Below are 26,977 nucleotides of genomic sequence, written 5' to 3' on the forward strand. Positions count from 1 at the left end.
ACGCCGACAACATCGAGGAAAGGGGCAACCATGGCCTGGCCGGAACGCGAGGTGAACCCGAGCAAGAGCGCCCGGCACTTCTACGGCGCCGAAGTCCGCCGGCTCCGGACGGAACGCGGCTGGCCACTGGCCCGCCTCGCCGAGGCGGTGCACTTCTCCCCGAGCACGATGTCCCGGGTCGAGAACGGGGACGTGAAGGTTCCCGACACCCTTTCGGAGAAGCTCGACAGCATCTTCATGACCGACGGCTTCTTCGCCCGCATGCTCCCGCTCGCCAGGCAGGAGGCCCATCCGGCGAAGTACCAGGAGATCCTGACAACAGCCGACCAGGCTGTTACTGACGAGTCCTACAGCCCCATGGTGCACGGCCTGCTTCAAACCCCGGACCACGCACGGCGCCTGCTCCGCGCAGGCAATCCATACGCCTCCCAGGACGAAATCGAGGAACGGGTCCGCGCCAGGATCGGACGGCAGCTGAGGCTGCACAGCGAAGAGTGCCGGTACTGGTTCATCCTGGACGAATCCGCCATCCGCAGGGTGATCGGCGGCCCGGAAGAAATGACGGAGCAGCTGCAAGCGATCCTGACCATCGCGGAGCAACCCAACGTGCTCCTACAGGTGTTGCCGTTCAGCGCGGGCGCCCACTCCGAATACGCCTCGCTGTGGTTGCTCACGATGGCGAACGGTCAGCAACTCGCCTACGAGGAAAGCAGCCGCGGCGGACTGATCTTCGAAGAAACCCAGGAGGTCAAGGAACGGCAGGGACTCTACAATCGGCTGCGGGCTCAGGCGTTGTCCCCGGAGGAGTCTGAGCTTCTGATCAGATCCGCGTTGGAAGGACTAGCACCGATGCAGCCCAACGATCCCACCGAAGCCCGCCAGTGGCGAAAGAGCACCTACAGCAACGGCGACGGCGGTGGGTGCATCGAGGTCGACGACGCCCACCCCGGCCACGTCCGCGACTCCAAGGACCCGAGCGGCCCCGTCCTCCGCTTCACCCCCGCCGCCTGGGCGGACTTCGTCTCCGCCACCGTTGCAGGCGAGTTCGGCAACATCTGACCCGGCGTCACCCCGGCCCCGCCCCTCCAGCAGCACGGGGCGGGGCCGGGGTTTCCATTCCCCGCCCGCTTGGAAAGATCCCGCCATGACGACACCGAGCCCCACCGCCCGCTGGCGGAAGAGCAGTTACAGCAACGGCAACGGCGGCGAGTGCATCGAGGTCGACGATGCCAACCCCGGCCACGTCCGCGACTCCAAGGACCCCAGCGGCCCCGTCCTCCGCTTCACCCCCGCCGCCTGGGCGAGCTTCGTCTCCGCTACCGTCGCGGGCGAGTTCGGGGCCCGCTGAGTTGCGGCGTCCGGGGCGCGCCCCTCGGGTCCGCGGGGTACGCCCCTTGTCCTCCGGTGCTCCCTCTCGGGGGGATCGGGGCTCCCGTAGGATCGAGGGGACGCCCCTTCTGGTACGGGAGGATGACCGCATGACGGAACGCAAGCCCCCCGGTGTGACGTTCGAGAGCTGGGTCGACCGGCAGATCCGGGAGGCCGCCGAGCGCGGCGCATTCGACGACCTGCCCGGTGCCGGGCAGCCGCTGGCCCACGATGGCGAGCCGTACCACGAGATGTGGTGGATCCGGGAGAAGATGGAGCGCGAGGGCCTCTCCTACCTCCCGCCGTCGCTCGCGTTGCGGGCCGAGCTCCGGGAGGCGCTGGACACCGCGCGGCTGGCCCCGACCGAACCGTTGCTGCGCAGCCGTCTCGCCGAGGCCAACGCCCGGATCGAGGCCGCACTGCGCCGCCCGGTCGAGGGCCCGCCGCTGGGCATCGCCCCGGTGGACGTGGAGACGGTCGTCGCGGAGTGGCGCAGCTCCCACTCCTGAGCAGTTCGCGCCCCTGAGCAGTTCCCCCTCCCGACCTGGTCGCGGCGGTGATCCCGGCCGGGGTGTTCCAGATCGCGCTGGGCGCACTGCCGTCCTCGCTGCCGGTGCCGGGCCTGCCGGACGTGCTGTCCACCCTCGACACCCTGACCACCGTCGCCCCGGCCACCCTGCGCCGCCTCCCGGCCGGGGAACTCGCCACCGCCCACTGCCCCCGCGGGCCGTCCGGCCGTCCGACCGTCCAGCCGTCCGACTCTCCGCGGCTACGGCTACGGCTGCAGGAGCCGGTCGAGGTGGTGGTCGAGGACGCGGGCGGCGGCCTCCGGTGTGCGGTGGCCGAGGGCGACGTCCACGCCGAGGGCGGTGGCGAGCGACCAGCAGATGTCGGCGTCCAGGTGTTCGTCCCCGCGGGGTGCGCCGCCGCGTTCCTGCCGGGCCGCGGCGAGGAGTCCGGCCGTGAGGGCGAGCAGTTCGTCGTCGCCCGGGGCCAGGACTCCGGCCATCGTGGGGTCGGAGACGGCCCGGCCCGCGACCGCCAGGGAGAACCGCATGAGCCGGCGGCTCTGCTGGTCGGGGCCGATCAGGGCGTGCAGGCAAGCGCGGAGCACAGTCTCCGGGTCCGTGGCGCCGGCCGCCGCGACGGCGTGCTCGATGTTCGCGTTCACCGCCAGGACGGCCCGGTGGAGGGCGTCGCGGACCAGGGCCTGCATCGAGGGGTAGTAGTGCTGCACCTGCCCCATCGAGACGCCCGCCTCGTCGGCCACCTTGCGCAGGGTCACCTCTTCGATGCCGCCCCGCACCGCCAGCGCCCAGACGGCCTCCACCAGGCGTCTCCGGCGCTGCTCGTGGTCGACGATCTTCGGCACGGTGTCTCCTTCCCGCCTCCCCCGCCGTTTGCCATGCAAGTGCATTGCAAACCGGGTCCCGCTCCATTACAGTGCAAGTGCATGGTAATAGCCCGACCGGCCGTTCGGGCCCAGCGAGCCCGATCCCGGCAGGCCCAGCACGGCAGGCTCCAGCACAGCGAAACCCCGGGAGGCGGTCACGGTGAAGTACGACATCTTTCAGGGCCTCGGCATGGTCCTGCTCGTCCTCGGCGCCCAGGGCGCGATCCGCCAGCTCGTCGACCACGCCGACGCCGGGCTGCTCGGCTGGCTGCCGGGCGGGTTCGCGGCCGGCCTCACCGTCCACGTCCTCGCCGCCGTGGCGGGCGCGGTGCTGGCGAGCTGGGCCCACGGCGCGGCGAAGGCCGCCAAGCACGAGGACTGACGGTCCGACAGGCGGGTAGGGTGGCGGGCGTGGTGAGTCCCGAGTCGGACGAGGTGGGGGCTTTCGGTCACGCCGTCAGCCCCCGGAAGTCCTGAACCCCCGCTGAGCACGGACCGCGCACGACCGCGCGGCGCTCGACGGTGCCCGCACAGAGGTCCGGGCAGAGGTCCGCATAGAGGTCCGGGCGGGAGTCCGGACCGAGGTCCGGACCGGAGTCCGGGCAGGGATCCGAAGTGATCCGATCCCCGGGGGCCGGCGGCGGTGACGAGATGACGTCCTTTTCCGTTTCTCGTTCGCCCCGGAGTCACCTTCGATGCCTCTCGCCCTGTACTTGCTCGCCCTGGCCGTGTTCGCCATGGGCACTTCGGAGTTCATGCCGGCCGGCCTGCTGCCGGACCTCGCCGCCGATCTCGACGTGTCGGTCGGGACGGCGGGCACGCTCGCGTCCGCCTTCGCGCTGGGCATGGCGGCGGGTGCGCCACTGATGGCGGCGTGGGCCCGCCGGTGGCCGCGCCGGGTCGGCCTGTTCGGGTTCGTGGCGGTGTTCGCGGCGGCGCACGCGGTCGGCGCGCTGACCGGCTCGTTCGCGGTGCTGTTCGCCACCCGGGTGGTGGCGGCGCTGGCGAACGCCGGTTTCCTGGCGCTGGCGGTGGCGACCGCGGCCGCGCTGGTCGCCCCCGACCGGAAGGGCCGGGCGCTGGGGGTGCTGCTGTCGGGGACGACGGCGGCGACCGTCGCGGGCGTGCCGGCGGGGGCGCTGCTGGGCCAACTGCTCGACTGGCGGGCCGCGTTCTGGGCGGTCGCGGTGCTCTGCGCACCGGCGGCGGTCGGAGTGCTGCTGGGCGTCCCGGCCGACCCCGGCGGCTCGCCCGCCCCGGCGCTGCGCGTCGAACTGGTGCAACTCGCCCGCCCCCGGCTCCGGTTGGCGCTGCTGCTGGCGGCGCTGGTGAACGCGGCGACGTTCGGCGCGTTCACCTTCCTCGCCCCGGTGGTCACCGGCCCGGCGGGGCTGGGGCGCGGCTGGGTGCCGGTGGTGCTGGTGCTGTTCGGCGCGGGCGCCTTCTTCGGGGTGACCGCGGCCGGGCGGCTGGCCGACACCCGGCCCCACCAACTCCTCGCCCTCGGTGGCCCGTTGCTGCTGCTCGGCTGGCCCGCGCTCGCCCTCGGCGCGGGGCACCCGGCCGTCCTGCTGCCCCTGGTTCTGCTGCTGGGCGCCCTGTCCTTCGCGGTCGGCACCACCCTGATCGCCCGGGCCCTCTACGAGGGCGCGGGCGCCCCGACCATGGCGGGCTCGTACGCGACGGCGGCCCTGAACCTCGGCGCCGCCACCGGCCCGCTGCTCGCCGCCGCCACCCTCCCGCCCGCGACCGGCCCCTTCCTCGCGGCCACCGCGCTGACCGCCCTGGCCGTCCTGATCGGCACCGCCGCCCGGTCCCGCCTCCGCCCCCGCGGCTGACGCCCCCGCGCCCCGCCCGGCGCGGCCCAGGCCGGCTCGCCCCGCCCCCTCCCCTCCCGTCCTGCTACTTCAACCCGCCGCTGCTCTGCAGGAGTTGGCCGTTGACCCACTGGCCCTGCGGCGAGCAGAGGAAGTCGATCAGGTGCGCGGCGTCCTGCGGGGTGCCGAGCCGGGCCAGCGGGGTGTGGCCGATCATGTCGGCCCGGTGCTGCTCGCTCATCCAGCCGGTGTCGGTCGGGCCGGGGTCGACCGCGTTGGCCGTCACGCCGAGGTGGGCGAGCTCGCGGGCGGCGGCGCGGGTGATCCGGTCGAGGGCACCCTTGCTGGCCCCGTAGGGGAGGTTGCCGACGGTGTGGTCGCTGGTCAGGGCGACGATCCGGCCGGTGCCGAACGCGCCGGTGAAACGCAGGCCGAACTCGCGGATCAGCAGCCAGCTCGCCCGGGCGTTGACCGCGAAGTGCCGGTCGAAGCTCTCCACCGTGGTCTCCAGCAGGCCGGAGTCGACCGACTCGGCGTGGCTCAGCACCAGCGCGGTGACGGGGCCGAGCCCGGCCTCCACCTGGTCGAACAGCCGGGCGGGCGCCTCCGGGTCGGCCAGGTCGGCCGACACCGCGAGGTGCCGCGCGCCGTGCGCACCGAGCGCCGCGCCAACGGCCTCCACCGCCCCGCCCTCCACGCCCCAGGGCATCCGGGTGTCGTACGGCGTCCAGTAGCTGTAGGCGATGTCCCACCCGGAGGCGGCCAACCGCTCGGCGACGGCGGCCCCGATGCCGACCGTCCGGCCGACGCCGGTGACCAACGCAACGGGACGCCCTGACTCCACGGACTTCACAGACTTCACGGACTTCACAGATTCCACGGCCCGGGATCCTGACAGTTCGTCAACCCGCCTGACAAACCGTTTTCGAGCACCCGTGCCCCGCCCGCCCCTGCTCCCCCCGCTCCGCCCCTGCTTCCCGACCCCGCTCCGCCCCTACTCCCCCGCCGCGTGCAGCACCGCCCGGACCGGCCCGTCGGGGTGCACAGTGAGCCCGTAGCCGGCCCCGGCGGGGGCCTCCCGGACCTCGGCCCGGAACGCGGGCAGCACCTCCTCCAGCAGCATCGCCATCTCCCGGACGGCGAACTGCGCGCCCAGGCAGGCCCGCGGCCCGAGCCCGAACGGGAGGTACGCGCCGGGCGCGGGGCGCCGCTCGGCGTCCAGGAAGCGCTGCGGCCGGAACTCCTCCGGGTCGGGCCACAGTTCGGGGTCGCGGTGCGTCAGGTACGGGGAGAGCAGCACCGTCGTCCCGGCCTCGATCGGGATGCCGTCCAGCGTGTCCGGTGCGGCCGCGTAGCGCGGCATCAGCCAGGCGACGGGGTACAGCCGCAGTGTCTCGTCGATCAGCGCCCGGATCGCGGCGGACCGTTCGGCCGAGCCGGCCGGCCCGGCGGCCAGCACCAGGTCCCGCTGCTCGGGGTGCGCGTCCAGCAGCAGGAACAGCCAGCTGAGCGCGGTGGCGGTGGTCTCGTACCCGGCCACCACCACCGTCATCAGCTCGTCGCGCACCAACCGCTCGGTGTATTCCGGGAGTTCGGCCGCAGCCTGGAGCAGCACCCGGACCACCCCGGGCTGTTCGTCCGTCTCCCCGGCCAGCGCGATCGCCCGCTCGGCGACCCGGTCGACGTGTTCGTTGGCCTCCCGGAAGTCGATGGCGGTGTCACCGGTCGCGGGGGCGAACGCCGGGATCGCGGCGAAGCTGTCCCCGGCGGAGACCAGCCGCCGGTGGGTCTCCGGGTCCAGCGGGTGGGCGGTGAGCGAGCGCCAGATCACGTCCAGCGAGAAGTACCGCAGGTCGGCGTCGATCTCCCGCACCTCCCCCGCCGCGGCCGCCGCCCGCCAGCGCTCGGCGACGGCCGCCACCGCGGCACGGATCTGCGGCTCGTACACCTTGATGCCGCGTCCGGTGAACTGCGACTGCAGCAACTTGCGCTGCCGCCGCCACTGTTCGCCGGCCGCGCACAGCAGCCCTTCCCCCAGCAGCGGCTTGAGTCGGTGGCCGCGCTTCACGTACGTGTCGGGGCTCTTCGCCAGCACCTGCTGCACCTGGCTCGCCCCGGTCACCAGCACGACCTGCCGGTCCCCGAGCCGGAAGCCCGCCACCGGCCCCAACTCCCGGGCCTCGCCGAGCAGATCGACCACCCGCCCGCCGCCGCTGCGCCAGCGGGCGAACGCCCCGGCGTCGAGTTCGGGAAGGACACTGTGGGCGGCCGTGGCCAAGGCGACTCTCCTACCGGGCGGAACTGCACCGTACGGACACCGACCACCCTAACGACAGAACCCGCCGCCCGGGCCCGAAGACCTCGAAAGAGGACGTTCAGAGCCGGTAGCTGAGCGAGTAGGGGAAGGACGCCTGCCCGGTGCGGCAGGTGTACTCGCCGGTGCCGGTGAGCCCCGCCAGGCCCTCGGTGCCGCTGCCCGGGACGACGGTGAAGGTGCAGTGGATGGTGCCGTCCTCGGCGAAGGTGCCGCGCTGTTCGAGGACGAAGCTGCCCGGGCGGCCGTCGATGCTGCCGGTGACCAGCTCCATTCCGGTGAACACCCCGGCGTGGCCGACCGTGTAGGCGATGCTGTAGTCGCAGGCGGTGCCGGCGGCCTCGATGCCGCCGGAGAAGGTGTTGACCACCGAGGCGTGCGCGGTGCGCGGGCCTGCTCCGCTCGAACCCGCCTCCTTCTCCTCCCAGTTGGCGAAGCTGATGCTGCCGCTGGTGGTGACCGCCTCGGCGGCAACAGCGGTGTCGGTGCCGGCGGTGATGTCGGTGTCGGTGGTGATGTCGGTGGTGATGTCAGTACGTGCGGTCACGGCGCCGTCCTTCCGTCCGGTGCGCGGCGGGTCCGCGCAGCGAGGGGCCGCGGCCGCGTCCTCCCGGGCGGGCCGTACTGCCAACACTGACGGCCATACCTGCCATCTTCTGTCAGGTATTCCGGCGGATCTGCGCGATGATGGCGGGGTGCGCGCCGACCGTCTGCTCTCCCTGCTCCTGCTGCTCCAGAACCGGGGGCTGTGCACGGCCGCCGAGCTCGCCGCGGCCCTCGAGGTCTCGGTCCGCACCGTGCACCGGGACGTGGAGGCGCTGGGCGCGGCGGGCGTGCCCGTCCTCGCCGAGCGCGGCCGGACCGGCGGCTACCGACTGGTGGACGGCTACCGCACCCGGCTCACCGGACTGACCGGGGACGAGGCGGGTGCGCTGTTCCTGGCCGGGGTGCCGGACGCGGCGAAGGAACTGGGGCTGGGTGCGGTGCTGGCCACCGCCCAGCTGAAGGTGCAGGCCGCGCTGCCCGCCGAACTCGCCGACCGCACCCGGCAGTTGCAGGACCGCTTCCACCTCGACCCGGCCTCCTGGTTCCGGGATGCGGACCCGGTGCCGGAACTGGCCCGGGTCGCCGAAGCCGTCTGGGAACAGCGGGTGCTGCGCGTGCACTACCGGCGCTGGCGCGGCGAGGTGCACCGCGAACTGCGGCCACTGGGCCTGGTGTTGAAGAGCGGCATCTGGTACCTGGTGGCCCTCCCCGCCCCTTCCTCCCCGACTCCCCCCTCCCCCTCTCCCGCTCCGCCCTCCCTCCGCACCTACCGGGTCTCCCGCATCCTGTCCGCCGAGGTAGCCGCCGAGCCCTTCGAGCGCCCGCCGGACTTCGACCTGGCCGCCCACTGGGCGTCCGTCACCCGCGAGTTGGCGGGCATGCTGCACCAGGACACGGCCACCGTCCGGGTCTCCCCGCGCGCACTGGGCCTGCTGCCGGTCCAGTTCGGCCGCTCCGGCGCCGACGCCGCCCGGAGCGCGGGCCCGCCCGACGAGGAGGGCTGGACGGTGGTCGAACTCCCCGTCGAGTCCACCCCGGTGGCCGTCTCCGACCTGCTGCGCCTCGGCCCGGACGCGGAGGTGCTGGCCCCGCCCGCGCTGCGCCGCGCCGTCGCCGACGCGGTCGCCGCCCTGGCCCGCCGCTACGCCGGGACGGTCTGACCCGCCGCTACACCGGGACGTCCTGACCTGCCGCCTCCTCCCGCGTCCCGAGCACCCCGTCCAGCAGGGCGTGCAGCCGTTCCTCCCCCAACTGCGGGTTGGCGGCGGCCCCTTCGCGCAGTTCGGGGTCGGCGAGCAGCTCGGTGACCCGTTCCGGGCGCAGTCGAGGGTTGGTGGCGGCGGCCAGCCGGACGAGGTGGTGCGGGTCGGCCAGCAGTTCCTCCGGGTCTCCGTCGAACTCCGGGTCGGCGGCGGCGAGTTCGCGCACCTCGGGGTCGGGGTGGCGGGCGAGTCCGAGCGGCAGTCCGGTCCGCGGGAAGTCGGGGCGCAGCCGGAGGCGCTTGCGGTGCTCGGGGTGTTGCAGATGGGTCTCCAGCAGCAGGGCGGGCGGGGCGCCGAGGTGGTACAGGGCGAGCAGATGGCGCACCTCCGGGTCCTCGTCCTGCGCGAGTTGACTGACCGTCAGCTCGTCGAGGTGCGGGCAGGTGGCGGCGGCGCGGCGCAGCAGCGGGAGCGGGGAGCGGGCGCAGGCGTGGTACCAATCGGGGTCGGGCGGGTCGATGGGCTCGTCGACGATCCCGTAGTCGATCCGCCGGAACCGTTCGGGGGTCGGGCGGGGGTCGACCTCGTCGAGGACCTGGCTGCGGGCGGGGTCGCGCGGGGCGGGGTCGGCGGCGGCGCGGGCGGCGGCCCCGGGGTCGGGGTCGGCGGCGAGGGTGTCGATCAGGGCGGGGGTGAGGCCGGGATGTCCGGCCAGGCGGTGGCGGACGTCGGGGTCCGGGTCGGTGGCGAGATCGACCATCAGGTCGGGGGTGAGCGCGGGGTGACGGGCGATCAGGCGCCGGACCTCCGGGTCGGGGTCGGCGGCGAGGGTGCGAACGGCGTCGGGCGGCAGGTGCCGGTTGCGGGCGAGCGCGCTCAGGTAGTCACGGGCGGCGAGTGCGTCGGCGAGCAGGTCGGGCGGCAGCAGGCGGATCTGGTAGAGGCCCTGGAGCGTGCGCGGGACGGCGTCGACCAGTTCCTCCGGCTCCAGGAGGGTCGGCGTGGCCACCCGTCGGGCTTCGGCGCGGACGTCCGGGTCGGGGTCGGCGAGCAGTGCGGCGCGCCGGTCCGGGGGCAGGGCGCCGATGAACTGGCAGGCTTGGCGGCGCAGTTCGGGTTCGGGGTGCTGGGCCATCCGGCGGCGGAAGGCGCTGCGGAGCACACCGAGCGAGTACAGCTCGCCGAGGATCTCGTTGCGGGTGAGGAACTCCGTCTCGCGCGGCCAGGTGCCGAGCAGCATCAGTTCCATCGCGGCGTCGGGCAGCGGGGTGGGGCGCAGCCGGGCGCCGGGGCCGGTGGCGGCCTGGCAGGCGACCAGGTCGGCGGGGTCGCGGACCAGCCGCAGGCAGTGGGCGTCGGAGAGCCAAGGGTTGGCGGCGACCGCGCTGCGGACGCGGCGTTCGGGGTGGTCGAGCGCGGTGTCGACGAAGTCGGCGGGCAGCGGTCGGCGGCCGAACATCCTCCAGGCGGGTCCGGCGGCGGGGGCGAGCAGCCGGGTGAGGACCGCGGTACCGGCGTTGGGGTTGGCGGCGATGCCGCGCAGCAGGGTGGTGTGCGGTTCTCCCGGCGCGGTCGGGGAGGCCGGGGAGATCGGCACGGTCAGCGCGGTCGGGGAGATCGGCGCGGTCGGGGAAATCGGAGAGATCGGCGCGGTCGGGTCGGTCACCGCGTCATGGTGGCACGGTGCCGCCGGCCGCAGGCCCGATATTCGGGTGCCGGTCGCCGGGCGGGCGGCTACGGTGGCGGGCATGAAGCGCGCTGCGATGCTGACGACGACGCCGGAGAGTGTCCCGGCGCGCTGACCGCTGTGTGCGAGCCCCGGGGCCGAGTGCTCCGGGGCTTTCGCGTGCGCGCACGCCCCCCACGGCACTCGTCCCCTCGCCTTCCCCTCCGAGGAGACCACCGTGTCCGACCGCATCACCCCCGCCGCCCCCTCTTCTCCCGACTCTCCCGACTCTCCCGACTCTCCCGCCGTCGACCACCGCCGGCTCGGCCGCGAGCTGGGCCTGTTCGACACCGATCCGCTGATCGGCTCCGGCCTGCCGTACTGGCTGCCGGACGGCGCCGTGGTGCGCCAGAGCCTGGAGGACTTCGTCCGCGCCCTGGAGCGGCGGGCGGGCTACCGGCACGTGTACTCGCCGGTGCTGGGCAAGCGCGAGCTGTACGAGCTCTCGGGGCACTGGGCGCACTACCGGGAGGACATGTTCCCGCCGTTGGAGATGGGCCCCGGCGAGGAGCTGGTGCTCCGCCCGAGCCTGTGTCCGCACCACGCGCTGCTGTTCCGTTCCCGCTCCCGCAGCTACCGCGAACTGCCGCTGCGGATAGCCGAGTTGGGCGACATGTACCGTTCCGAGCGGTCGGGCGTGCTGGGCGGGCTGACCAGGGTGCGGGCGATCCGGCTGAACGACGCGCACGTGTTCTGCACCCTGGAGCAGGCGGCGGCGGAGGTGCGCGGCGCGCTGGAGCTGATCGCGGCGGCGTACCGGGCGATGGGCGTGGTCCCGTCCCGCTACCGGCTGTCGCTGCCGGGGCCGGGCGGCAAGTACGTGGCGCGCCCGGAGCTGTGGGAGCGGGCGACCGCGATCCTGGTGCGGGTGCTGGCGGAGCTGGGCGTGCCGTACGAGGAGGGGGTCGGCGAGGCGGCCTTCTACGGGCCGAAGATCGACGTGCAGGTGGTGGACGCGGCGGGGCGGGAGTCGACCCTGTCCACCGTGCAGGTCGACTTCCACCAGCCGGAGCGGTTCGACCTGCGGTACGTCGGGGCGGACGGGGCGCGGCACCGGCCGGTGATGGTGCACCGGTCGGTGGTGGGCAGCGTGGAGCGGGCGGTGGCGCACCTGATCGAGCGGCACGGCGGGGCGTTCCCGGCCTGGCTGGCGCCGGTGCAGCTGGCAGTGCTGCCGCTGGGCCCGGAGCAGGCGGACGCGGCGGCCGCGCTGGCGTCCCGCTGCCTGGAGCTGGACCTGCGGGCCGAGGTGCTGGGCGCGGAGCGCGGTTCGCTGGGGGCCCGGGTGCGGGCGGCGCGGCTGGCCCCGTACCAGGTGGTGCTGGGCCCCCGGGAGGCCGCCGACGGCAGTCTGTCCCTCCGGCTGCGGGACGGGCGGCGGCTCGGTCCGCGTCCGGCCGACGAGGTGCTCTCCGACCTCGCTGAACGGGTGCGGGCGCACAGCGTCGAACTGTGGTGAGCGCCACCCGGGCCGCGTGACCCTCCCCACCCCCGGCCGTCCGCGGCGCCTCCCCGTTCCCTCCCCCGAACCCCCCGCCGCCCGTGCCCCACCCGCCCCACGCCCCTTTTATCCAGGGCTTATTCACAGATCGGGTGCGCGCGGCGGGGGCTGTTCGGCCCTCGTCGCCGGGACCTTCGGCGTGCCATACTCCAACACCATGACCGGCATTCACGCGACCAAGGCCCTGCGGGGCGCGGTGTTCACCGCGCTCGCCGTGCCGCTGGCCGCGTTCGGCCAGGTGGCGATCACCGGGCGTGCCCTGCCGCTCACCCTGGTCGCGGCGGCGAGCGTCGCGGTCTTCCTGCTGGCGGTGGTCCTCGACGGGGCGCGCCGCCGTTTCCTGCTGCTGTCCTCCGTGCTGGTGCCGGTGGAGCTGCTGCTGAACACCGCGTTCAACCTCGGCCAGGACGCCTGTGCGCGCCCCGCCCGGGGCGTGGACCTGCTGGTCTGCGGCGGCGACTCGGTGGGCGGCTCGGAGCTGTTCGCGCAGTGGACGCACAACTCGGCGGGCCTGCTGCGCCTGCTGGTGCTGGCCGTGCACCTGGCGCTGGCGCTGGCCGCCGCGGCCTGGCTGCGGCTGGCGGACGCCGCGATCTCCGGCGTCGCCGAGGCGCTGGACGCGCTGGCCCGGCTGCTGCCCGCACCGTGGCGCACGCTGCTGCTGGCCGTCCGCCCGGGCTGCCCGGCCGCGCTGCTGCCGTCCCCGGGTACCGAACCCGCCGCCCGCAGCCCGCAGGTCTTCGCCCTCTCCCCCGCTCCGCGTCGCGGTCCCCCGCAGCCGGCCTTCGCCAGCTGACGGACCGTCACCCGGACGCGTTCCGTCCCGGCCGCCCACCGAGGCGCGCCCTCCCCCTTTCTTTCACCCGCGCCCCGCCGCGCCCTGCTCCGGCACGGGCCGCGTCGCGCCGCCGACGGGTGCCGAGGAGACGACGGATCACCATGACCACCGCCCCGAAGAACCAGCAGAACCAGAAGAGCCAGAAGAACCCGCAGAACCGGCAGAACCCGCAGTCCACCGCCCGCGAGCGCCTCAAGCAGGCCCAGCAGGCCGAGGCCCGGACCGCCAAGCGCCGCCGCGGCCTGACCATCGGCGTGTCGATCGCCGCCGCCGTCGCCGTGCTCGCCGGCGGCACCGCCCTCGCCGTCGCCGGCGCCTCGAAGGACGACGGCACCGCGACGGCCTCCGCCGTCGCCCCGGCCAACACCAGCCCCGCCGACGACACCGTGGTCGTCTACGGCAAGGCCGACGCCCCGCACACCCTGTCCGTGTACGAGGACTTCCGCTGCCCGGTCTGCCAGGCGTTCGAGACCTCGGCCGGCAAGACCGTCCAGCAGCTCGCCGACCAGGGCGACTACAAGATCGAGTACCACCTGGCCACGTTCCTGGACGGCAACCTGGGCGGCAAGGGCTCCAGGACCGCGCTGGCCGCGGCGGGCGCGGCGCTCAACGAGGGCGTCGACAAGTTCAAGGCGTTCCACGACGTGCTGTACGCCAACCAGCCCGCCGAGAGCGAGGACGGCTTCGGCGACGTCAACCACCTCCTCGACCTCGCCGGGCAGGTCCCCGGCCTGAAGACCGAGGCGTTCACCAAGGCCGTCACCGACGGCACCTACAAGGGCTGGGCCGCCAAGGTCTCCACCGCCTTCAACAAGAGCGGCGTCTCCGGCACCCCCACCGTCAAGCTCGACGGCAAGCAGCTCGCCGTGATCGGCCAGGACGGCAAGCCGCTCACCGGCGACCAGTTCACCGCCCTGGTCAAGCAGACCATCGGCGGGTGACCCGATGACCACCGCCCCCACCACCACGCCCCGGGGCCCGGTCGGCGCCTCCCGCGGCTACGCCTGGCTCCTGCTGATCGGCGGCCTGATCGGCCTGGCCGCCTCTGCCGTGCTCACCCTCGACAAGCTCAGGCTGCTGGAGAACCCGGCCTACCAGCCCAGCTGCAACATCAACCCGATCATCAGCTGCGGTTCCGTCATGCGCACCGCCCAGGCCTCGGCCTTCGGCTTCCCCAACCCGCTGATCGGCCTGGCCGCCTTCGGCGCCCTCGCCGCCGTCGGCGCGGGCCTGCTCGCCGGAGCCGCCCACCGCCGCTGGTTCTGGCTCTCCCTCCAGGCCGGCACCCTCCTCGGCCTCGGTTTCGTCGCCTGGCTCATCGACCAGACCCTCTACGAGATCGGCGCCCTCTGCCCCTACTGCATGGTGGTGTGGGCCGTGGTCATCACCACCTTCTGGTACACCACCCTCCACAACCTCCGCACCGGAGTCCTCCCCGCCCCCGCCCTCCTCCGCCGCCTGGCCGCCCTCCGCTTCCAGTGGCTCGTCCCCACCGCCGCCTACTTCGTCATCGCCCTCCTGATCCTCAACCGCTTCTGGTACTACTGGCAGACCCTCCTCTGACCCCCGCCGCCCCCACCGGCCCCCACCCACACACCCGGGCGGGGGCCGGCAGCGCGGCAAGGAACTGCTCGGTGACCACGTGCAGGCCGCCCTCCACTTCCAGCGGCTCATCCCCCGCCTACCGCGTCACCGCACCGCCCTCCTGATCCTCAACCACACCCGGCAGCGCGGCGAGGAGCTGCTCGGTGACCGCGTGCAGGCGCCGGGCGGCGGCGGGGTCGAAGGCGGGGGTGTCGGTGGGGACGCGGCGGCCCTCCAGGACGGCGGTGAGGGGGCCGGAGGGTGAGTCGAGGTGGGGGAGGATCTGGGCGACCGCCTCGGTGACGGGTTTGCCGTGGACGCGCAGGCGGTCGACGTGGGCGGCGGTGGCGGGGTCGTACTCGCCGGCGAAGCTGGTGGCGACCACGCCGGGGTGGTTGACGACCTGGGGCACGTCGGGGTGCAGGTGGGCGAGGTGGGCGGCCAGCAGGTCGCACAGGGCCCCGCCGTGACCGAGGGCACCAGTGCCGGGGTAGTCGCGGCGCAGCTGGAGGTCGTCCCAGCGGACCGGGCCGGCCAGTCCGGCGCCGCCGAAGTTGAGCACCACGGGGCTTGCGGAGCGCCGCAGTTGGGGCAGCAGGCCGTGCGAGAGCAGGTGGCGGCTGAGGTAGAAGAGGGCGAAGTTGCTCTCCAGGCCGTCGGCGGTCTCGGCCCTGGTGGAACGGTGGTAGCGGGCCCCCAGGACGAGGACGTCCACCGCCGGGTGGTGCGCGGCGACGTGGGCGATCAGACGGCGGTTCTCGGCGACCAGGCTGAGGTCCGCGGTGAGGAAGTGCGCCCGTCCGCCCGCGCCGCGCCGGTGGGCGTCGGCCCGGAACGCCTCGCCCTTGGCCGGGTCGGTGCCGACCACCAGGACGTGGTGCCCGCGCTCCAGGTAGGCGGTGGCGAGGGCGCGGCCGATGCCGTCCGTCCCACCCGTGATCACTGCTGTGGCCATGGCTCGTTCCCCTCCCGGCGCCAAATGCTTTGATGCATCAAAGCATTCGCGGGCGTGCGGGGCAACCAGCAGGCCCAGCAGGCGAGTTACCTGCTGTCCAAGGTGGAGCCGGCCGGCCCGGTAGGCTGGGCGGGTGACCGCAACCCCCACTCCACCGTCCGCCGTGGCCCGCGAACTGGCCCGACTGGAGCTGGCGTTGTCCGCGCTGGTCCGGTGGAGCGAGAGCAGGCACATCCGCACCGAGGTGGCCCGCCGTTCCGGGTTCGACATGCCGTCCAGCTCGCTGCGACTGCTGGAGCACTTCGAGGCGGCGGGCCCGATGCGGGTCTCCGACATCGCCGAGTGCCTGCGCATCGACATCTCGACGGCCTCCCTGCAACTGCGCCGGCTGCGCGCCGACGCGCTGGTCAGCCGCCGCACCGATCCGGCCGACGGCCGATCCGGCGTCATCGCGATCACCGAGGAGGGCCGCCGGGCGCTGGCCCTGGTCCGGTCCGCCCGCTGCGACCTGCTCGCCGAGACCTTCGACGCCACCCCTCCGGAGCAACTCGGCCACGCGGCCGACGTATTGGGCCTGATCCAGGAACACATGCTCACGGCGGCGGCACAGCACACCACCGACCCGGAGTAACCGCCACACAGGACCACCCGACCGACCGGCAGCACACAGCACCACACTACGGTCCGAGAACCGCCCAGCCCCGCCCCCGCCGCATCCCCTCCCCACCCCCGACCGATCGGAGCACACCCCGTGACCGGACGCCAGATCGCCCCCGGGCTGACCGTGTTCGGCCCGGACACCGCTCCTCCGCTGGTTCTGGTGCACGGCATCCGGCTGTCCGCCACCATGTGGCGTCCGCACGCCCGCCGCCTCGCCCCGGACTTCCGGGTCAGCACGCCGGACCTGCCCTGCCACGGCGCCCTCGCCGCACGGCCGTTCACCTTGGACGCGGCCGTCGACGCCGTCCGCCTGGCCGTCCGGGAGGCCCGTGCGGCGACCGGGCGGCGACCGCTGCTGGCCGGACTGTCCCTGGGCGGGTTCACCTCGCTGGCCCACACCGTCCGCCACCCCGAGGACGTCGGCGCGGTCCTGCTGCACGGCTGCACGGCCCGCACCACCGGCCCGCTGGCCGCCGCGTACGCCACCGCCGGACGGCTGGGCGACCTGCTGGGGCCGGAGCGTTCGGCGCGGCTCCAGGCCCGGGCGATGCGCCGGATGCTCCCGCCGGAGTCCGCCGAGGCGGTCCTCGCGGGGGGCTTCCACCTGCCCGCCCTCACCCAGGGCGTCGCCGAGCTGCGCCGCCACGACTTCCTCGCCATGGCGGCCGGGCTGACCGTCCCGGCCCTCTACCTCAACGGCCGCACCGACCTGCCGTTCCGCGCCGACGAGCGGCGCTTCCTCGCCGCCACCCGCACCGCCGGCACCCCGGCCCGCCTGTTCCACACCCGGGGCGGGCACCTGCTCAGCCTCACCGACCCCGACCGGTTCACCACCCTGGTGCGCCGCGCCCACCATCTCCTGACTACAGACAACCACCAAGGAGACAGGAAAAACTGACGTCCCGTCAGCCCTTCGCGAGCCGGTACAGCACCGCGTGCTGCTGCGGGCCGGGCGGGACGCTCGGGTCGAGGAAGTCGGCGGCCGGGTCGTGCACCATGCCGAGGCGCTCCGCGACCGCCCGCGAGGGGGTGTTCCCGGCGGCGATCACGGCCAGGATCTCGGTCAGGCCCAACTCCTCGAAGCCGTACCGGAGGACGGCCCGGCCGGCCTCGGTGGCGTAGCCGTGGCCCCAGGCGTCGCGGTGCAGCCGCCAGCCGGCCTCGACGCCGTCGAAGGGCATCTCCGGGTCGACCGGGTCGAGCCCGGCGAAGCCCAGGAAGCGGCGCTCCGAACGGAGTTCGACCGCCCACCAGCCCCAGCCGCGCTGCGCCAGTTCGGTCCGGAAGTGCTCGAGCGAGCCGGCGGACTGCTCCCGGTCGAGCAGGGTGCCGAAGTACCGGCGCACCTGCGGGTCGGCGTTCAACTCGGCCCACCGGTCCAGGTCTTCGTCCTGCCACTGGCGCAACAGCAGCCTGGGGGTGGCGAGTTCGGTGACTGTCATCGGGTTCCTTCCGCTCCGGCCAGCACCTCGCGGGCCAGTTCCTCGGCCCGGTCAAGGACGGCCGCCAGGCTCGCCGGGTCGGTGCCGCCGGGCGCGAACAGTTCCTGCGCGCGCCGCTCGAACTCCGGTGGCGCGCACGGCAGTCGGCCGGCCGAGGCGATCGCGCCCTTCTCGTTGACCAGCCACTGCCCGGCCCGCGCGTGCAGCGCGTGCACCAGCAGGCCGACGGCCCGGAACAGGCACCCGGCGACGTACCCGGCGTCCCCGCGCCGGGCCCCCTTGCGCGCGTTGGCCAGCGCGAACGGGGCCTCCCAGGCCGCGTCGGCCTCCAGCGTCCGGGTCAACTCGGCCGGGAACGCGCCGATTTCGCCGCGCAGCGCAGCCAGCTCCCCGTCGGGGTCGGCCAGCACCCGGGCGAGCGCCAGCTCACCGACGTACGCGTAGGACGGCACGCCGTACGGGTGGCCGGGCTGCTGGCCGGAGACGTACCGGCCGTGGCGGGCCTCGGCCGCGTAGTGGCGCACCCGCTGCACGTCCCGGTAGATCCAGTCGACCCGGGCCGGGCCGATGTCCAGCCAGGCGCCGCCGTCCACCCAGGGGCCCCAGCCGCCGGGCTCGGTCACCTCCACCGGCCGGCCGCCCAGCTCGGCGGCCACCTCCCGCAGCGCGCCGGTGTCGAGCTGCCCGGGGCGGTAGTACAGGCCGAGGTCGTAGTCGGACCCGGCGGTGTGGGTACCGCGCGCCCGGCTGCCGCCGAGACAGACCCCGACGATCCCGCCGACCCCGGCCAGCCGCTGCACGACCGGCCCCAGCACCCCGGCCTCGTCCGCCCCGGTATCCGCCGCTGCACCCGGCCCGGCGTCCGTCTCCGCGGTCTCGTTCTCGTTCTCGTTTGCCATCGACCGCCACCCTGCCCCACCGCACCACCCGCCGCCAGACATTTTCCGCCCGCCACCGGCCACACCCCGCACCCCGCACCCCACCCCCGCACCACGCGCCACGCCACGCCGCCCGCCGCGAACGCGAAAGAGCGCGGTGGGGGCGCCGCACCGCCCCGCACCGCGCCGCCGGGCGCCACCCGTACGGGCGCCCGGTCACCGAGCGGACCGGACGGCCGCGGAACCGCCCCCATGGCACGGCCCCGCGTCCGCCCGGCCCGGTCCGGCCGCCCCGGGCTCCGGTCGGCCCGGCCCCGTTCGGGTCGTTCCGCCCGGTGCGGCCCACCGGTTCAGCCTCTCCGGAAGAGTTCACCCGGCTCCCTGGGTGTTCTCACCCGGTTCGGCTCAACCGGCCGTGCAGGAAACCCCGTTGAGGGCGAAGCCGCCGGCCGCGGCAGCGTTGCCGGTGTGGTTGGCCTGGAAGCCGAAGGTGGTAGAGCCCCCGGCCGGGATCGCCGCGTTGTACGCCAGGTTGACGGCGCTGACCTGGCCGGTGGCCGGGCTGACGGTGGCGTTCCAGGCGTTGGTGACGCTCTGCCCGCCGGGCAGCGTGAAGGTCAGCTTCCAGCCGTTGACGGCGCTGCCGCCGGTGTTGGTGACCGTCACGTTCTCGGTCAGGCCGGTGTTCCAGGCGCTGACCTGGGTGCTGACCTTGCAGGCCGCGCCGGTCGGCGGCACCGACGGCGAGGAGGAGGGCGACGAGGAGGGCGAAGAGGACGGCGACGGCGAGGCCGAGGAGGAGGACGACGGGGACGGCGAGGAGGTGCTGCCGCCGAGCGCCGTCACCGCCGCGTTGTAGGCGGCCTTCGGCTGGTAGTTGTCGTCGTACATGGTGGCCGCGCCGTAGCCGGAGAAGAAGCCCGGGATCCAGGAGTCCGGGTCGCCCACGCCCCACTGCGAGACGCCGACGCAACCGCTCACCGCCAGGCAGGAGTTGACCACGTAGGCGTAGTCGGTGGCCTGCTGGGCGAGGTTGGCGGCGCTGGCCGGGACGGGCATCCGGTCGTCCAGCTCGGTGATGGCGACGTTCACGCCGAGCGCGGTGAAGCGCTGGATGTTGGCCTTCAGGGTGCTGGGGACCTGGCCGACGATGAAGTGGCTCTCGAAGCCGACGCCGTCGATCGGCACGCCCTGCTGCTTGAGCGAGGAGACCAGCTGGTACATGGCGTCGCTCTTCGCGCCCAGGCCCTCGATGTTGTAGTCGTTCAGGTAGAGCTTGGCGTTCGGGTCGGCGGCGTGCGCGGTGCGCAGCGCGTCGGCGATGTAGCCGGAGCCCATCGCGTTGTAGAAGGCGTCGGTGCGCAGCGAACCGTCTTCGTTGAAGGGCTCGTTGACGACGTCCCAGGAGTAGACCTGGCCCTTGTAGTGGGTGGCCTCGGTGGTGATGTGGTTCTCCATCGCGGCCTGCACCTGGGCGGTGGGCAGGCTGCTGACCCAGTTGGGCAGCTGGCTGTGCCAGACCAGGGTGTGGCCGCGCACCCGCATGCTGTGGGCCTTGGCGAAGGAGACGATCTGGTCGCCGGGGCCGAAGTTGAAGTTCCCGGCGGAGGACTCGGTGGTGTCCCACTTCATCTCGTTGCCGGGGGTGACCATGTCGAACTGGGTGCCGGCGATGGCGGTGATGGTGGAGCTGTTCAGGTTGGACTGGGTCAGCGCGGTGCCGAAGTAGCTGCCCTTGGCCTCGGCGAGGTCGCGCAGGGTGGTGCCGGCCGCGCCGGCCGGTCCGCTGCCGACGGTGGCGGCGGCCAGCAGTCCGCCGGCGGCGGCGAGGGCCAGTGCCGCGAGGGCGCGCCCGGGCGGCGAGCTGCGCGCAACTGTGCAGCCATGGTGGGTCCTTCCAGGGGTGGGTGGGGTGCACGGACCGTACGGCCGCCCGCGCGCCACCGGCAACGGAGCGCCGCGGCCGGCCGCCGGCCGCCGCCACCTGCCCGGCTCCGAAAATTTCGACGGGCGTTCGACTGTCCTTCGACACCCACCGCCCCGACCTGCGGCGGGAGACGGAAAACACGCAGCGGCCGCGGCCCGGTGCTCCGGGTCCGCGGCCGCCCCAACTGGCCCTGTGGTCAAGAAAGTTACAGCCGCCGCACGTCAGCGGGGCTGCGCCGCGGGAACGGCGGCGAGCTCCTTGCCCATGCAGACGCTCTGCTCGTGGTCCTTGTAGTAGCCGAACTTGCGGATCTCGGCGTAGCCCTCGGAGCCGTAGAGCGCGATCGCCTCGGGCTGCAGGGTGCCGGTCTCCAGCACCAGCCGGGTGCGCCCGGCGGCGAGGGCGGCGGCCTCCAGGTGGCGCAGCACGGCGCGGGCGTGGCCGCGGCCGCGGGCGTCGGGGACGACGTACATCCGCTTGAGTTCGGCGTCGCCGTCGCGCAGCCCGTCCTCGTCGCGTTCCTTGGCCCGCCATCCGCCGCAGGCCACCGGCCGGCCGTCCTGGTAGCCGATCACGAACAGCCCGGCGGGCGGGTCGAAGTGGTCGGTGTGCATGGCGGTCTGGTCGCCGTCGCCGTACCTGCGGACGTACTCCTGCTGGACCTCGGCGGCGAGCTGTTGGGCGTCGGGGTGTCCGAAGCCGGTGGTGCGGATCTCCATGGCGCCCAAGGGTACGGGCCCGCCCCCGGCCCGCGGTGCGCAGGTGTCCGGGGGCGGGAGGGGCGCTCAGGCGCGGGTGAGGCGGGCGACCAGCTCGTCCTTGCCGAACATCCGGGCCGCGTCCAGCGCGGAGGGCGCCCCGGCGCGCGGGTCGGCGCCGTGCGCGAGCAGGGCGTCGACGACCTCGGTGGCGCCCTTGAAGACGGCGCCGGCCAGCGGGGTCTGGCCGCGGTCGTTGGCGCGGTCGGCCTCGGCGCCGCGCTCCAGCAGGGCGGTGACGGCGGCGGCGTGGCCGTGGTAGGCGGCGAGCATCAGCAGGGTGTCGCCGCGGTCGTTGGTGAGGTTGGCGGGGGTGCCGGCGTCGAGGTAGGCGGCGAGCAGCGCGGCGTCCCCGGTGCGGGCGGCGTCGAAGAGCCGGCCGGCCAGGGCGATGACGTCCTCGTCGGGCTGCGGGGCGCCGTCGGCCCGCGCGGTGGGGTCGGTCATGAGGGGTGTTCCGCCTTCCGGGTGCGCGGCCCGGGGGCCGCGGTTCGTCCTGGTCGTGCCACCGCGAACGCTAGCGGACGCCCCCGCGGACCGGTACGGCGTGGTGCGGCACGGCCGTTCGGGCGAATTCCGGGTGTGCGGGGCGCGGCTGCGCCCCGCGCGGGGACGCCTGAGTGCGCCGGTGCGATCCACTGGCCCTGTGCACCGTCGAACTGCGGGACGTATACCGCCGATCCGGGTGCCCGGGTGAGATCCACCCGTTTGCCGCACCCCATCATCTATTACTTTTTGTCACCATTGAGGCACTTTCTGTCACCTTGTCCCCGCCCCTCGTGAGGAGCAATCCCGTGATTCTCTCCATCTCCGGCATCGTCCTGTTCGGCGTGATCGCCTTCCTCTTCTTCCGCCGGGACGGGCTGAAGATCTCGCACGCCCTGGTGTGCGCGCTGTTCGGCTTCTACGTCGCGGGTTCCTCGATCGCCCCGAGCATCCAGGCGGGCGGCGCGAGCCTGGCCAGCCTGATCGGCGGCCTGAAGTTCTGAGCGGTCCCTGCTCCTCACGGCCCGGGCGCGGACATCCCACCGCCCCGGGCCTTCTGCCAGCCGGGAGCTGATTCCCCGTCAGCTCCCGGCCCCTCCCCCGGCCGGTCCCCGTCCCCGCCACCGGCCCTCGCCTTCCCGTTCTCCCCGCCCTCCCCGCCCTCCGGAGCCCGCATGTCCCTCACCCGCCACTTCACCCGGGGCCGCGACCTCGCCCGCAGCGCCGGCGACCACGCCGCCGACGTGTTCGCGCCGCTGGCCCTGATCGGCCGCGGCCTGCGCCGCCACGCCGACTGGGCCAAGGCCCGCTGGGCGGCCACCCCGAAGGAGCGGCGCGGCCCGACGCTGCTGGTCGGCGCGGCCGTCGTGCTCGGCGTCTTCCTGCTGCCGCACGGCCCGCTGCTGGCGATCGCCGCCCTGGTCGCCTCCGCCGCCTGGGTCGGCCGCAGCCCCAAGGCCCCGGCGGCACCCGAGCCGGACGCCGCCGACGTCAAGCTGCCCGCCCTGTACGCGGCGCTCACCCCGTACTTCGGCGGCTACGACGACCCGGGGGCGCTGTACCGGGTGGACGGCGAGTGGAAGTCGGCGTTCAGCGAGTGGGCGTTCGACCCGGACGGTCGGCTGGCCGCGCTGGAGATCGCCTACCCGGCGTACTTCACCGACACCGAGCCGGCCGCCCGGGCCCGGATCGAGCAGGTGGTGCAGGGCAAGGCGGGGCGCTCGCGGGAGTACCGCTTCGACTGGGACGAGGAGTCCAACCGGCTGCGGGTGGCGGCGCTTTCCCCGCTGCCCGCCGACATCGCCGCGCAGCGCTTCGTCACCGCGCCGGGCGAGATCGTGCTGGGCTTCACCGACGGCGCGGGCAGCCACCGCACCATCCCGGTCGAGCAGGGCGGCGTCAACGAGCAGCAGCCGCCGGTGATCTGGCGGGTCGGGCCGCGCTCGGCCGAGCCGCACCTGCTGGCACTGGGCGCGCCCGGCCACGGCACCTCGACGCTGCTGCGCTCGATCGCGCTGCAGGCGCTGCCGCACGGCGACCTGGTGGTGGTGGACGGGGCGAGCACCGGCGAGCACGCCTGCCTGGTGAACCGTCCGGGCGTGCACACCGTGGAGACCAGCCTGCACGGGGCGCTCGCCGCGCTGGAGTGGTGCGCGCAGGAGACCGAGCGCCGGCTGGTCGCGCTGAACGCCGCCCGGCACCACGGGCTGGCCGCGCCCGCCGACGTCACCCGGCCGCTGTGGATCCTGCTCGACCGCCTCACCGAACTGTCCGAACTCGCCCACGCCGAGGGCCGCACCGACCCGCAGGAGCTGCTGGAGGTGCCGCTGCGGCACGGCCGCGCGGCCCGGGTGACGGTGGTGTTCGTGGACGCGCTGGACGCCCGGGACCGGGTCTCGGCGACCGTCCGCACCTGCACCCGCACCCGGGTGGTGCTCGGCCCGGTCACCGCCGACTCCGGCGCGGCCGCGCTCGGCGGCCCGCTGGACATCGCGCCCGCCGCGCACACCCCGCCCGGGCGCGGCTACGCCCGGATCGGCACCGCGGCGCCGGTCCGGCTCCAGGTCCCGGTCACCGTCGACCCGTTGGACGAGGACGCCCCGGCCCCGCTGCGGGACGCCGTGGTCGCGCTGCTCCCGCACCGCGACACCCGCACCGAGGCGGCCGCGCCGGCCGCCGCGCCGGCTCCGGCGAACCTGGCCAAGGAGCCGCTCGGGGAGTCGCTCGGGGAACCGGCCGGGAAGCCCGCCGGGGAGTTGGCCGGGGAGGCCGCGCCGGGCCGGGCCCGCCCGGTCTGGTAAGAACGTCCGTCGGGAGGGCCGGTCGCCCCGGCGGACTTCGCCGGACCATAAGTGCACAAAATGTGACACGCCGGGTGATAACACCGCTCAGATGTGACAAAACGGGCGACCATGGGTACAAACAGGGGCGGCACGACAGGCGACGTATGTCCCGGACGGGAATCTTCGTCGGAGGTCGAGCGTTGGACCCAGCGACGAAGACAGCGACCACTAGTCCTGTGGGCAAGAAGCCCGGGAGGCACGATTCATGAGCGAGCGAGCTCTCCGCGGCACGCGACTCGGGGCGACCAGCTACGAGACCGACCGCGGTATTGACCTGGCACCCCGCCAGACCGTCGAGTACGCATGTCAGAACGGACACCGATTCGAGGTCCCGTTCTCGGTCGAGGCCGAGATCCCCTCGGTGTGGGAATGCCGCTTCTGCGGTCAGGAGGCCGCGCTCCTCGACGGCGAGGAGCCGGAGGAGAAGAAGACCAAGCCCACCCGCACCCACTGGGACATGCTGATGGAGCGCCGGACCCGCGAGGAGTTGGAGGAGGTCCTGGCCGAGCGCCTGGCCGTCCTGCGCTCCGGAGGAATGAACCTGGCGATCCACCCGCGCGACTCGCGCAAGTCCGCCTGACGGACGGACTTCCGCCGCACCACCGCACGACCTGCACCACCGCCGAAGGGCCCCGGTTCCCCCCGGGGCCCTTCGGCGTTCTCGGCGGCGTTCCCCCGGCGCTCTCGGCACCGGGGAGCGCCGGACGGTCCGTCAGGGGGCGATCGGCGGGCGGTACCCGGTGTCCGGGCCGGACGGACCCGACGGGCCGCGCGGGCCGGACGGCGGGTCGACGACCTCGCCCTGGACGACCTTGCCGTCGGGGCGGTGGATCCGCAGCTGCTCCTGCAGCCGCACCGCGTCGGCGAACCGGTCCGCGCCGACCGGGGAGGTGGAGCGCAGCGCCGAGCCGGCGATCCGGCGGCCGACGGCCCGCCACACCGCGCGGGTCGGCGGCAGCAGGAACGTCACCGCCAGCAGGTCGGACAGGAAACCGGGGACCATCAGCAGGATGCCCGCCAGCACCGTCATCGAGGTGCCGGTCTGCGGCTGCGCGGACTGCGGGTCCTTGGACAGCTCGACCGCGGCCCGGAACGCCCGCGCCCCGGCGCGCTTGATCACCGTCCCGCCGAGGAACACCCCGGCGACCAGCAGCAGCAGCAGCAGGAACCAGCCGATCCAGCCGGCCACCACCGTGACCAGCCAGATCTCCAGCACCAGCCAGGCCACGATCAGCAGCGGCACGGTTCGGGCGAGCCGGCCTCGGGGGGCCGGGCGGGCCGGGGTTGCTTGCTGGGACACGGTACGGATCCACTCCATCGCGGTGCTCTCCGCGGCAGCCGGCCTCTCCGGCCGCGTCCACGGCACCACCCAGCACAACGGCCCCGGAGCCCGCCGTGTTCCTCGGCAGCGGCTCCGGGGCCGTCGGCCCGCGCCCGCTCAGGCGGCGCGCTGCGCCTTCCGCCGGCGCACCCCGCCGGCCACCGCGAACGCGCAGGCCAGCACGCCGCCCAGGGCCAGCGTCCACTCCGGCACCGCGCCGACCCGGTCGGCGACGGTCCTGCCGTCGCGCAGCGGCACCACCGCGTTCAGCACGGCCTGCTCCATCTCGCCGGTGCGCTGCTGCACCGTGCCGTCCGGGGCGATCACCGCGGAGACGCCACTGGTCGCCGCGATCAGCACCGCCCGCCCGTGCTCGACCGCCCGCAGCCGGGACATCGCCAGCTGCTGCTCGGTCTGCCCGGTGTTGTTGTAGGTGGCGTTGTTGGTCTGCACGACGATCACCCGGCCGCCCTGGTTGACGGTGTCCCGGACGATCTCGTCGTACGCCACCTCGAAGCAGATCACGTCGCCGATCCGGGCCGGGCCCAGCTGCATCACGCCGTTGTGGTCGCCGGGGTAGAAGTCCCGGGCGACCCGCTGCAGGCGGCTGATCACCTTGGACAGCTCGGTGCGGAACGGCACGTACTCGCCGAACGGCACCGGGTGCTGCTTGGTGTAGGAGGCGCCGGGGCCGGTGGACGGGTCCCAGACGATGCCCTCGTTCTGCACGTGCTGCTCGTCGGGGCCGTCGACCAGCGCGCCGACCAGGGTGGGCACGCCGACCGCCTTGACCGCGGCGTCGATCCGGGCGAACGCCGCCGGGTCGGTGAACGGGTCCAGGTCGGAGGCGTTCTCCGGCCAGATCACCACGTCCGGCTTGGGGGCGGCGCCCGCGGCGACCGAGGCGGCGAGCTTCTCGGTGGCGGTGGCGTGGTTGTCCAGCACCTCCATCGGGCGGCCCAGGAAGTCCATGCCGGGCCGGTCCACGTTGCCCTGGACGAGCGCGACCTTCACCGTGTCGTCCGCCGAGGTCGGCACCGGCACCGCGTAGCCGACCAGCACCAGCGCGACCGCGCCCACCACGCCGACCGCGGTGCGCCACGGCAGGTCGGTGTCGGTGCGCCGGGCCCGCGCCGCGCTCAGCGCCGCCCAGGCCAGCAGGGTGCCGCCGGCGGCGACCGCGAAGGTCACCAGCGGGGCGCCGCCCAGCGCGGCCAGCGGCGTGAACGGGCTCGCGGTGTTGGCGAACGCCAGCCGTCCCCACGGGAAGCCGCCGAACGGCAGCCGGTCGCGCATCCACTCCTGGGTGACCCAGAGCACCGCTCCCCACAGCGGCCAGCCGCGCAGCTTCGAGGTCAGCGCCGTGCCCGCGCCCATCAGGGCCAGGAACAGCGCCTCGATCAGCGACAGGCCCACCGTGGCGTCCCAGCCGACCGGGCGCAGCCAGGACAGCAGCACCACGAAGAACGGCACGCCGAACGCGAAGCCCAGCCAGGCCCCGTGCCGGGCCCGCTGCCCGCGGGTCAGCACCGCCAGGGCGGCCACCGCGAGGATCGACAGCGGCCACACGTCGAACGGCGGGAACGCGAACGCCAGGGCCAGGCCGGACAGCGCGGCCAGCCCCGTCCGGGCCCACCACGCCTTGCGGCTGCCCCGCACGGGCGCCGGCGGCTCCGCGTCCTCCTCGGCCACCGGCTGCTCCTGCGAAACGGGCAGTGCCACCTGGGCGCACCACCTCTCTACCTCGGGGTCGTCTCCGCCGGGGAGGGGGCGCACGCGCGTTCCACCTCGTTCGACGTCCCAGGAAAGGTACCTCACTCCCCCGGCCGCCCCGTGCGGCCGACGGTCCGTCAGCGGCCGACCGGCGGGCGGCGCCCGGCCCGGGGCAGGGCCTGCTCCAGGGTGCGGGCGACCCGGAG

The 26,977-nt window shown here is 74.4% G+C and carries 28 protein-coding genes; 15 read left to right on the forward strand and 13 right to left on the reverse strand.

Going from position 1 to position 26,977, the window contains the following annotated elements:
• Window positions 1-30: 30 nt before the first annotated feature.
• The 3 genes from OU787_RS03110 to OU787_RS03120 all read left to right on the forward strand — a co-directional run bounded on the left by OU787_RS03110 (window position 31) and on the right by OU787_RS03120 (window position 1,877).
• A complete protein-coding gene (locus tag OU787_RS03110) occupies window positions 31-1,059 on the forward strand; it encodes a helix-turn-helix domain-containing protein (protein WP_268658460.1) in 1,029 nt (342 codons plus the stop codon).
• 85 nt (window positions 1,060-1,144) lie between these two features.
• Window positions 1,145-1,348 (forward strand): DUF397 domain-containing protein, encoded by a 204-nt coding sequence (locus OU787_RS03115; RefSeq protein ID WP_268658461.1) that lies wholly within the window; start codon window positions 1,145-1,147, stop codon window positions 1,346-1,348.
• Window positions 1,349-1,478: 130 nt separating this feature from the next.
• Complete coding sequence (locus OU787_RS03120; RefSeq protein WP_268658462.1) at window positions 1,479-1,877, forward strand: J-domain-containing protein; 399 nt, start codon at window positions 1,479-1,481, stop codon at window positions 1,875-1,877.
• Window positions 1,878-2,143: 266 nt separating this feature from the next.
• On the opposite strand, the gene OU787_RS03125 is transcribed toward OU787_RS03120, so the two are convergent.
• The gene (locus OU787_RS03125; RefSeq protein WP_268658463.1) at window positions 2,144-2,740 is read right to left on the reverse strand and encodes a TetR/AcrR family transcriptional regulator; all 597 of its coding nucleotides are present in this window, start codon (window positions 2,738-2,740) and stop codon (window positions 2,144-2,146) included.
• Between the two features lie 181 nt (window positions 2,741-2,921).
• Between OU787_RS03125 and OU787_RS03130 the strand changes: the two genes are divergently transcribed.
• Window positions 2,922-3,143: a hypothetical protein gene (locus tag OU787_RS03130; RefSeq protein ID WP_268658464.1), complete on the forward strand. Its 222-nt coding sequence runs from the start codon at window positions 2,922-2,924 to the stop codon at window positions 3,141-3,143.
• Window positions 3,144-3,456: 313 nt separating this feature from the next.
• Entirely contained in the window at window positions 3,457-4,599 is a 1,143-nt protein-coding gene (locus OU787_RS03135; protein ID WP_268658465.1) for a Cmx/CmrA family chloramphenicol efflux MFS transporter, read from the forward strand.
• 64 nt (window positions 4,600-4,663) lie between these two features.
• Here OU787_RS03135 and OU787_RS03140 read toward each other — a convergent pair whose 3' ends face one another.
• From OU787_RS03140 to OU787_RS03150, 3 genes are all read right to left on the reverse strand, one after another.
• Complete coding sequence (locus tag OU787_RS03140; protein WP_268658466.1) at window positions 4,664-5,440, reverse strand: SDR family oxidoreductase; 777 nt, start codon at window positions 5,438-5,440, stop codon at window positions 4,664-4,666.
• Window positions 5,441-5,572: 132 nt separating this feature from the next.
• Window positions 5,573-6,856: a cytochrome P450 gene (locus OU787_RS03145; protein ID WP_268658467.1), complete on the reverse strand. Its 1,284-nt coding sequence runs from the start codon at window positions 6,854-6,856 to the stop codon at window positions 5,573-5,575.
• A gap of 97 nt (window positions 6,857-6,953) precedes the next feature.
• Window positions 6,954-7,439, reverse strand: a complete 486-nt coding sequence (locus tag OU787_RS03150) for a DUF3224 domain-containing protein (protein ID WP_327059351.1) — start codon at window positions 7,437-7,439, stop codon at window positions 6,954-6,956.
• A gap of 148 nt (window positions 7,440-7,587) precedes the next feature.
• Here OU787_RS03150 and OU787_RS03155 point away from each other — a divergent pair, with 148 nt between their 5' ends.
• A complete protein-coding gene (locus OU787_RS03155) occupies window positions 7,588-8,598 on the forward strand; it encodes a helix-turn-helix transcriptional regulator (RefSeq protein ID WP_268658468.1) in 1,011 nt (336 codons plus the stop codon).
• 7 nt (window positions 8,599-8,605) lie between these two features.
• Here OU787_RS03155 and OU787_RS03160 read toward each other — a convergent pair whose 3' ends face one another.
• Window positions 8,606-10,306: a hypothetical protein gene (locus OU787_RS03160; protein ID WP_268658469.1), complete on the reverse strand. Its 1,701-nt coding sequence runs from the start codon at window positions 10,304-10,306 to the stop codon at window positions 8,606-8,608.
• Window positions 10,307-10,556: 250 nt separating this feature from the next.
• Between OU787_RS03160 and thrS the strand changes: the two genes are divergently transcribed.
• From thrS to OU787_RS03180, 4 genes are all read left to right on the forward strand, one after another.
• The gene (thrS, locus tag OU787_RS03165; RefSeq protein WP_051817761.1) at window positions 10,557-11,825 is read left to right on the forward strand and encodes a threonine--tRNA ligase; all 1,269 of its coding nucleotides are present in this window, start codon (window positions 10,557-10,559) and stop codon (window positions 11,823-11,825) included.
• 199 nt (window positions 11,826-12,024) lie between these two features.
• Window positions 12,025-12,663, forward strand: a complete 639-nt coding sequence (locus tag OU787_RS03170) for a hypothetical protein (protein WP_051817755.1) — start codon at window positions 12,025-12,027, stop codon at window positions 12,661-12,663.
• A gap of 143 nt (window positions 12,664-12,806) precedes the next feature.
• Window positions 12,807-13,646: a DsbA family protein gene (locus OU787_RS03175; RefSeq protein WP_051817758.1), complete on the forward strand. Its 840-nt coding sequence runs from the start codon at window positions 12,807-12,809 to the stop codon at window positions 13,644-13,646.
• Window positions 13,647-13,650: 4 nt separating this feature from the next.
• Window positions 13,651-14,268, forward strand: coding sequence for a vitamin K epoxide reductase family protein (locus OU787_RS03180; RefSeq protein WP_030463431.1), 618 nt, complete (start codon window positions 13,651-13,653; stop codon window positions 14,266-14,268).
• Between the two features lie 118 nt (window positions 14,269-14,386).
• Here the strand turns inward: OU787_RS03180 and OU787_RS03185 are convergent, their stop codons facing one another.
• The gene (locus tag OU787_RS03185) at window positions 14,387-15,244 is read right to left on the reverse strand and encodes an SDR family NAD(P)-dependent oxidoreductase (RefSeq protein ID WP_051817174.1); all 858 of its coding nucleotides are present in this window, start codon (window positions 15,242-15,244) and stop codon (window positions 14,387-14,389) included.
• Between the two features lie 133 nt (window positions 15,245-15,377).
• On the opposite strand from OU787_RS03185, the gene OU787_RS03190 reads away from it, so the two are divergent.
• Window positions 15,378-15,875: a MarR family winged helix-turn-helix transcriptional regulator gene (locus OU787_RS03190; protein WP_030461432.1), complete on the forward strand. Its 498-nt coding sequence runs from the start codon at window positions 15,378-15,380 to the stop codon at window positions 15,873-15,875.
• A gap of 120 nt (window positions 15,876-15,995) precedes the next feature.
• On the forward strand, window positions 15,996-16,802 hold the full coding sequence (locus OU787_RS03195; RefSeq protein ID WP_268658470.1) for an alpha/beta fold hydrolase: 807 nt from the start codon (window positions 15,996-15,998) through the stop codon (window positions 16,800-16,802).
• Between the two features lie 7 nt (window positions 16,803-16,809).
• Here OU787_RS03195 and OU787_RS03200 read toward each other — a convergent pair whose 3' ends face one another.
• From OU787_RS03200 to OU787_RS03220, 5 genes are all read right to left on the reverse strand, one after another.
• Window positions 16,810-17,346 (reverse strand): GNAT family N-acetyltransferase, encoded by a 537-nt coding sequence (locus OU787_RS03200; protein WP_268658471.1) that lies wholly within the window; start codon window positions 17,344-17,346, stop codon window positions 16,810-16,812.
• A complete protein-coding gene (locus tag OU787_RS03205) occupies window positions 17,343-18,245 on the reverse strand; it encodes a nucleotidyltransferase domain-containing protein (protein ID WP_268658472.1) in 903 nt (300 codons plus the stop codon). The genes OU787_RS03200 and OU787_RS03205 overlap by 4 nt, the downstream gene beginning before the upstream one ends.
• A gap of 384 nt (window positions 18,246-18,629) precedes the next feature.
• Window positions 18,630-20,168: an endo-1,4-beta-xylanase gene (locus tag OU787_RS03210; protein ID WP_327059450.1), complete on the reverse strand. Its 1,539-nt coding sequence runs from the start codon at window positions 20,166-20,168 to the stop codon at window positions 18,630-18,632.
• A 204-nt stretch (window positions 20,169-20,372) separates the two neighbouring features.
• On the reverse strand, window positions 20,373-20,870 hold the full coding sequence (locus OU787_RS03215) for a GNAT family N-acetyltransferase (protein ID WP_030461427.1): 498 nt from the start codon (window positions 20,868-20,870) through the stop codon (window positions 20,373-20,375).
• 66 nt (window positions 20,871-20,936) lie between these two features.
• Window positions 20,937-21,356, reverse strand: coding sequence for an ankyrin repeat domain-containing protein (locus OU787_RS03220; RefSeq protein WP_051817173.1), 420 nt, complete (start codon window positions 21,354-21,356; stop codon window positions 20,937-20,939).
• Between the two features lie 347 nt (window positions 21,357-21,703).
• On the opposite strand from OU787_RS03220, the gene OU787_RS03225 reads away from it, so the two are divergent.
• The 3 genes from OU787_RS03225 to OU787_RS03235 all read left to right on the forward strand — a co-directional run bounded on the left by OU787_RS03225 (window position 21,704) and on the right by OU787_RS03235 (window position 24,317).
• Window positions 21,704-21,898 (forward strand): hypothetical protein, encoded by a 195-nt coding sequence (locus OU787_RS03225; RefSeq protein WP_014134294.1) that lies wholly within the window; start codon window positions 21,704-21,706, stop codon window positions 21,896-21,898.
• 171 nt (window positions 21,899-22,069) lie between these two features.
• Window positions 22,070-23,695 carry an FtsK/SpoIIIE domain-containing protein gene (locus tag OU787_RS03230; RefSeq protein WP_268658473.1) on the forward strand — a complete coding sequence of 542 codons (1,626 nt, stop codon included), beginning with the start codon at window positions 22,070-22,072 and terminating at the stop codon, window positions 23,693-23,695.
• Between the two features lie 247 nt (window positions 23,696-23,942).
• The gene (locus OU787_RS03235; RefSeq protein ID WP_030461424.1) at window positions 23,943-24,317 is read left to right on the forward strand and encodes an RNA polymerase-binding protein RbpA; all 375 of its coding nucleotides are present in this window, start codon (window positions 23,943-23,945) and stop codon (window positions 24,315-24,317) included.
• A gap of 132 nt (window positions 24,318-24,449) precedes the next feature.
• Here the strand turns inward: OU787_RS03235 and fxsA are convergent, their stop codons facing one another.
• Both fxsA and lnt read right to left on the reverse strand, forming a co-directional pair.
• A complete protein-coding gene (gene fxsA / locus OU787_RS03240; RefSeq protein ID WP_268658474.1) occupies window positions 24,450-25,037 on the reverse strand; it encodes an FxsA family membrane protein in 588 nt (195 codons plus the stop codon).
• A gap of 138 nt (window positions 25,038-25,175) precedes the next feature.
• Window positions 25,176-26,780 (reverse strand): apolipoprotein N-acyltransferase, encoded by a 1,605-nt coding sequence (lnt, locus tag OU787_RS03245; protein ID WP_442788417.1) that lies wholly within the window; start codon window positions 26,778-26,780, stop codon window positions 25,176-25,178.
• Window positions 26,781-26,977 lie beyond the last annotated feature (197 nt).

The sequence above is a fragment of the Kitasatospora sp. YST-16 genome (assembly GCF_026802215.1).
GTDB lineage: Bacteria > Actinomycetota > Actinomycetes > Streptomycetales > Streptomycetaceae > Kitasatospora > Kitasatospora cineracea.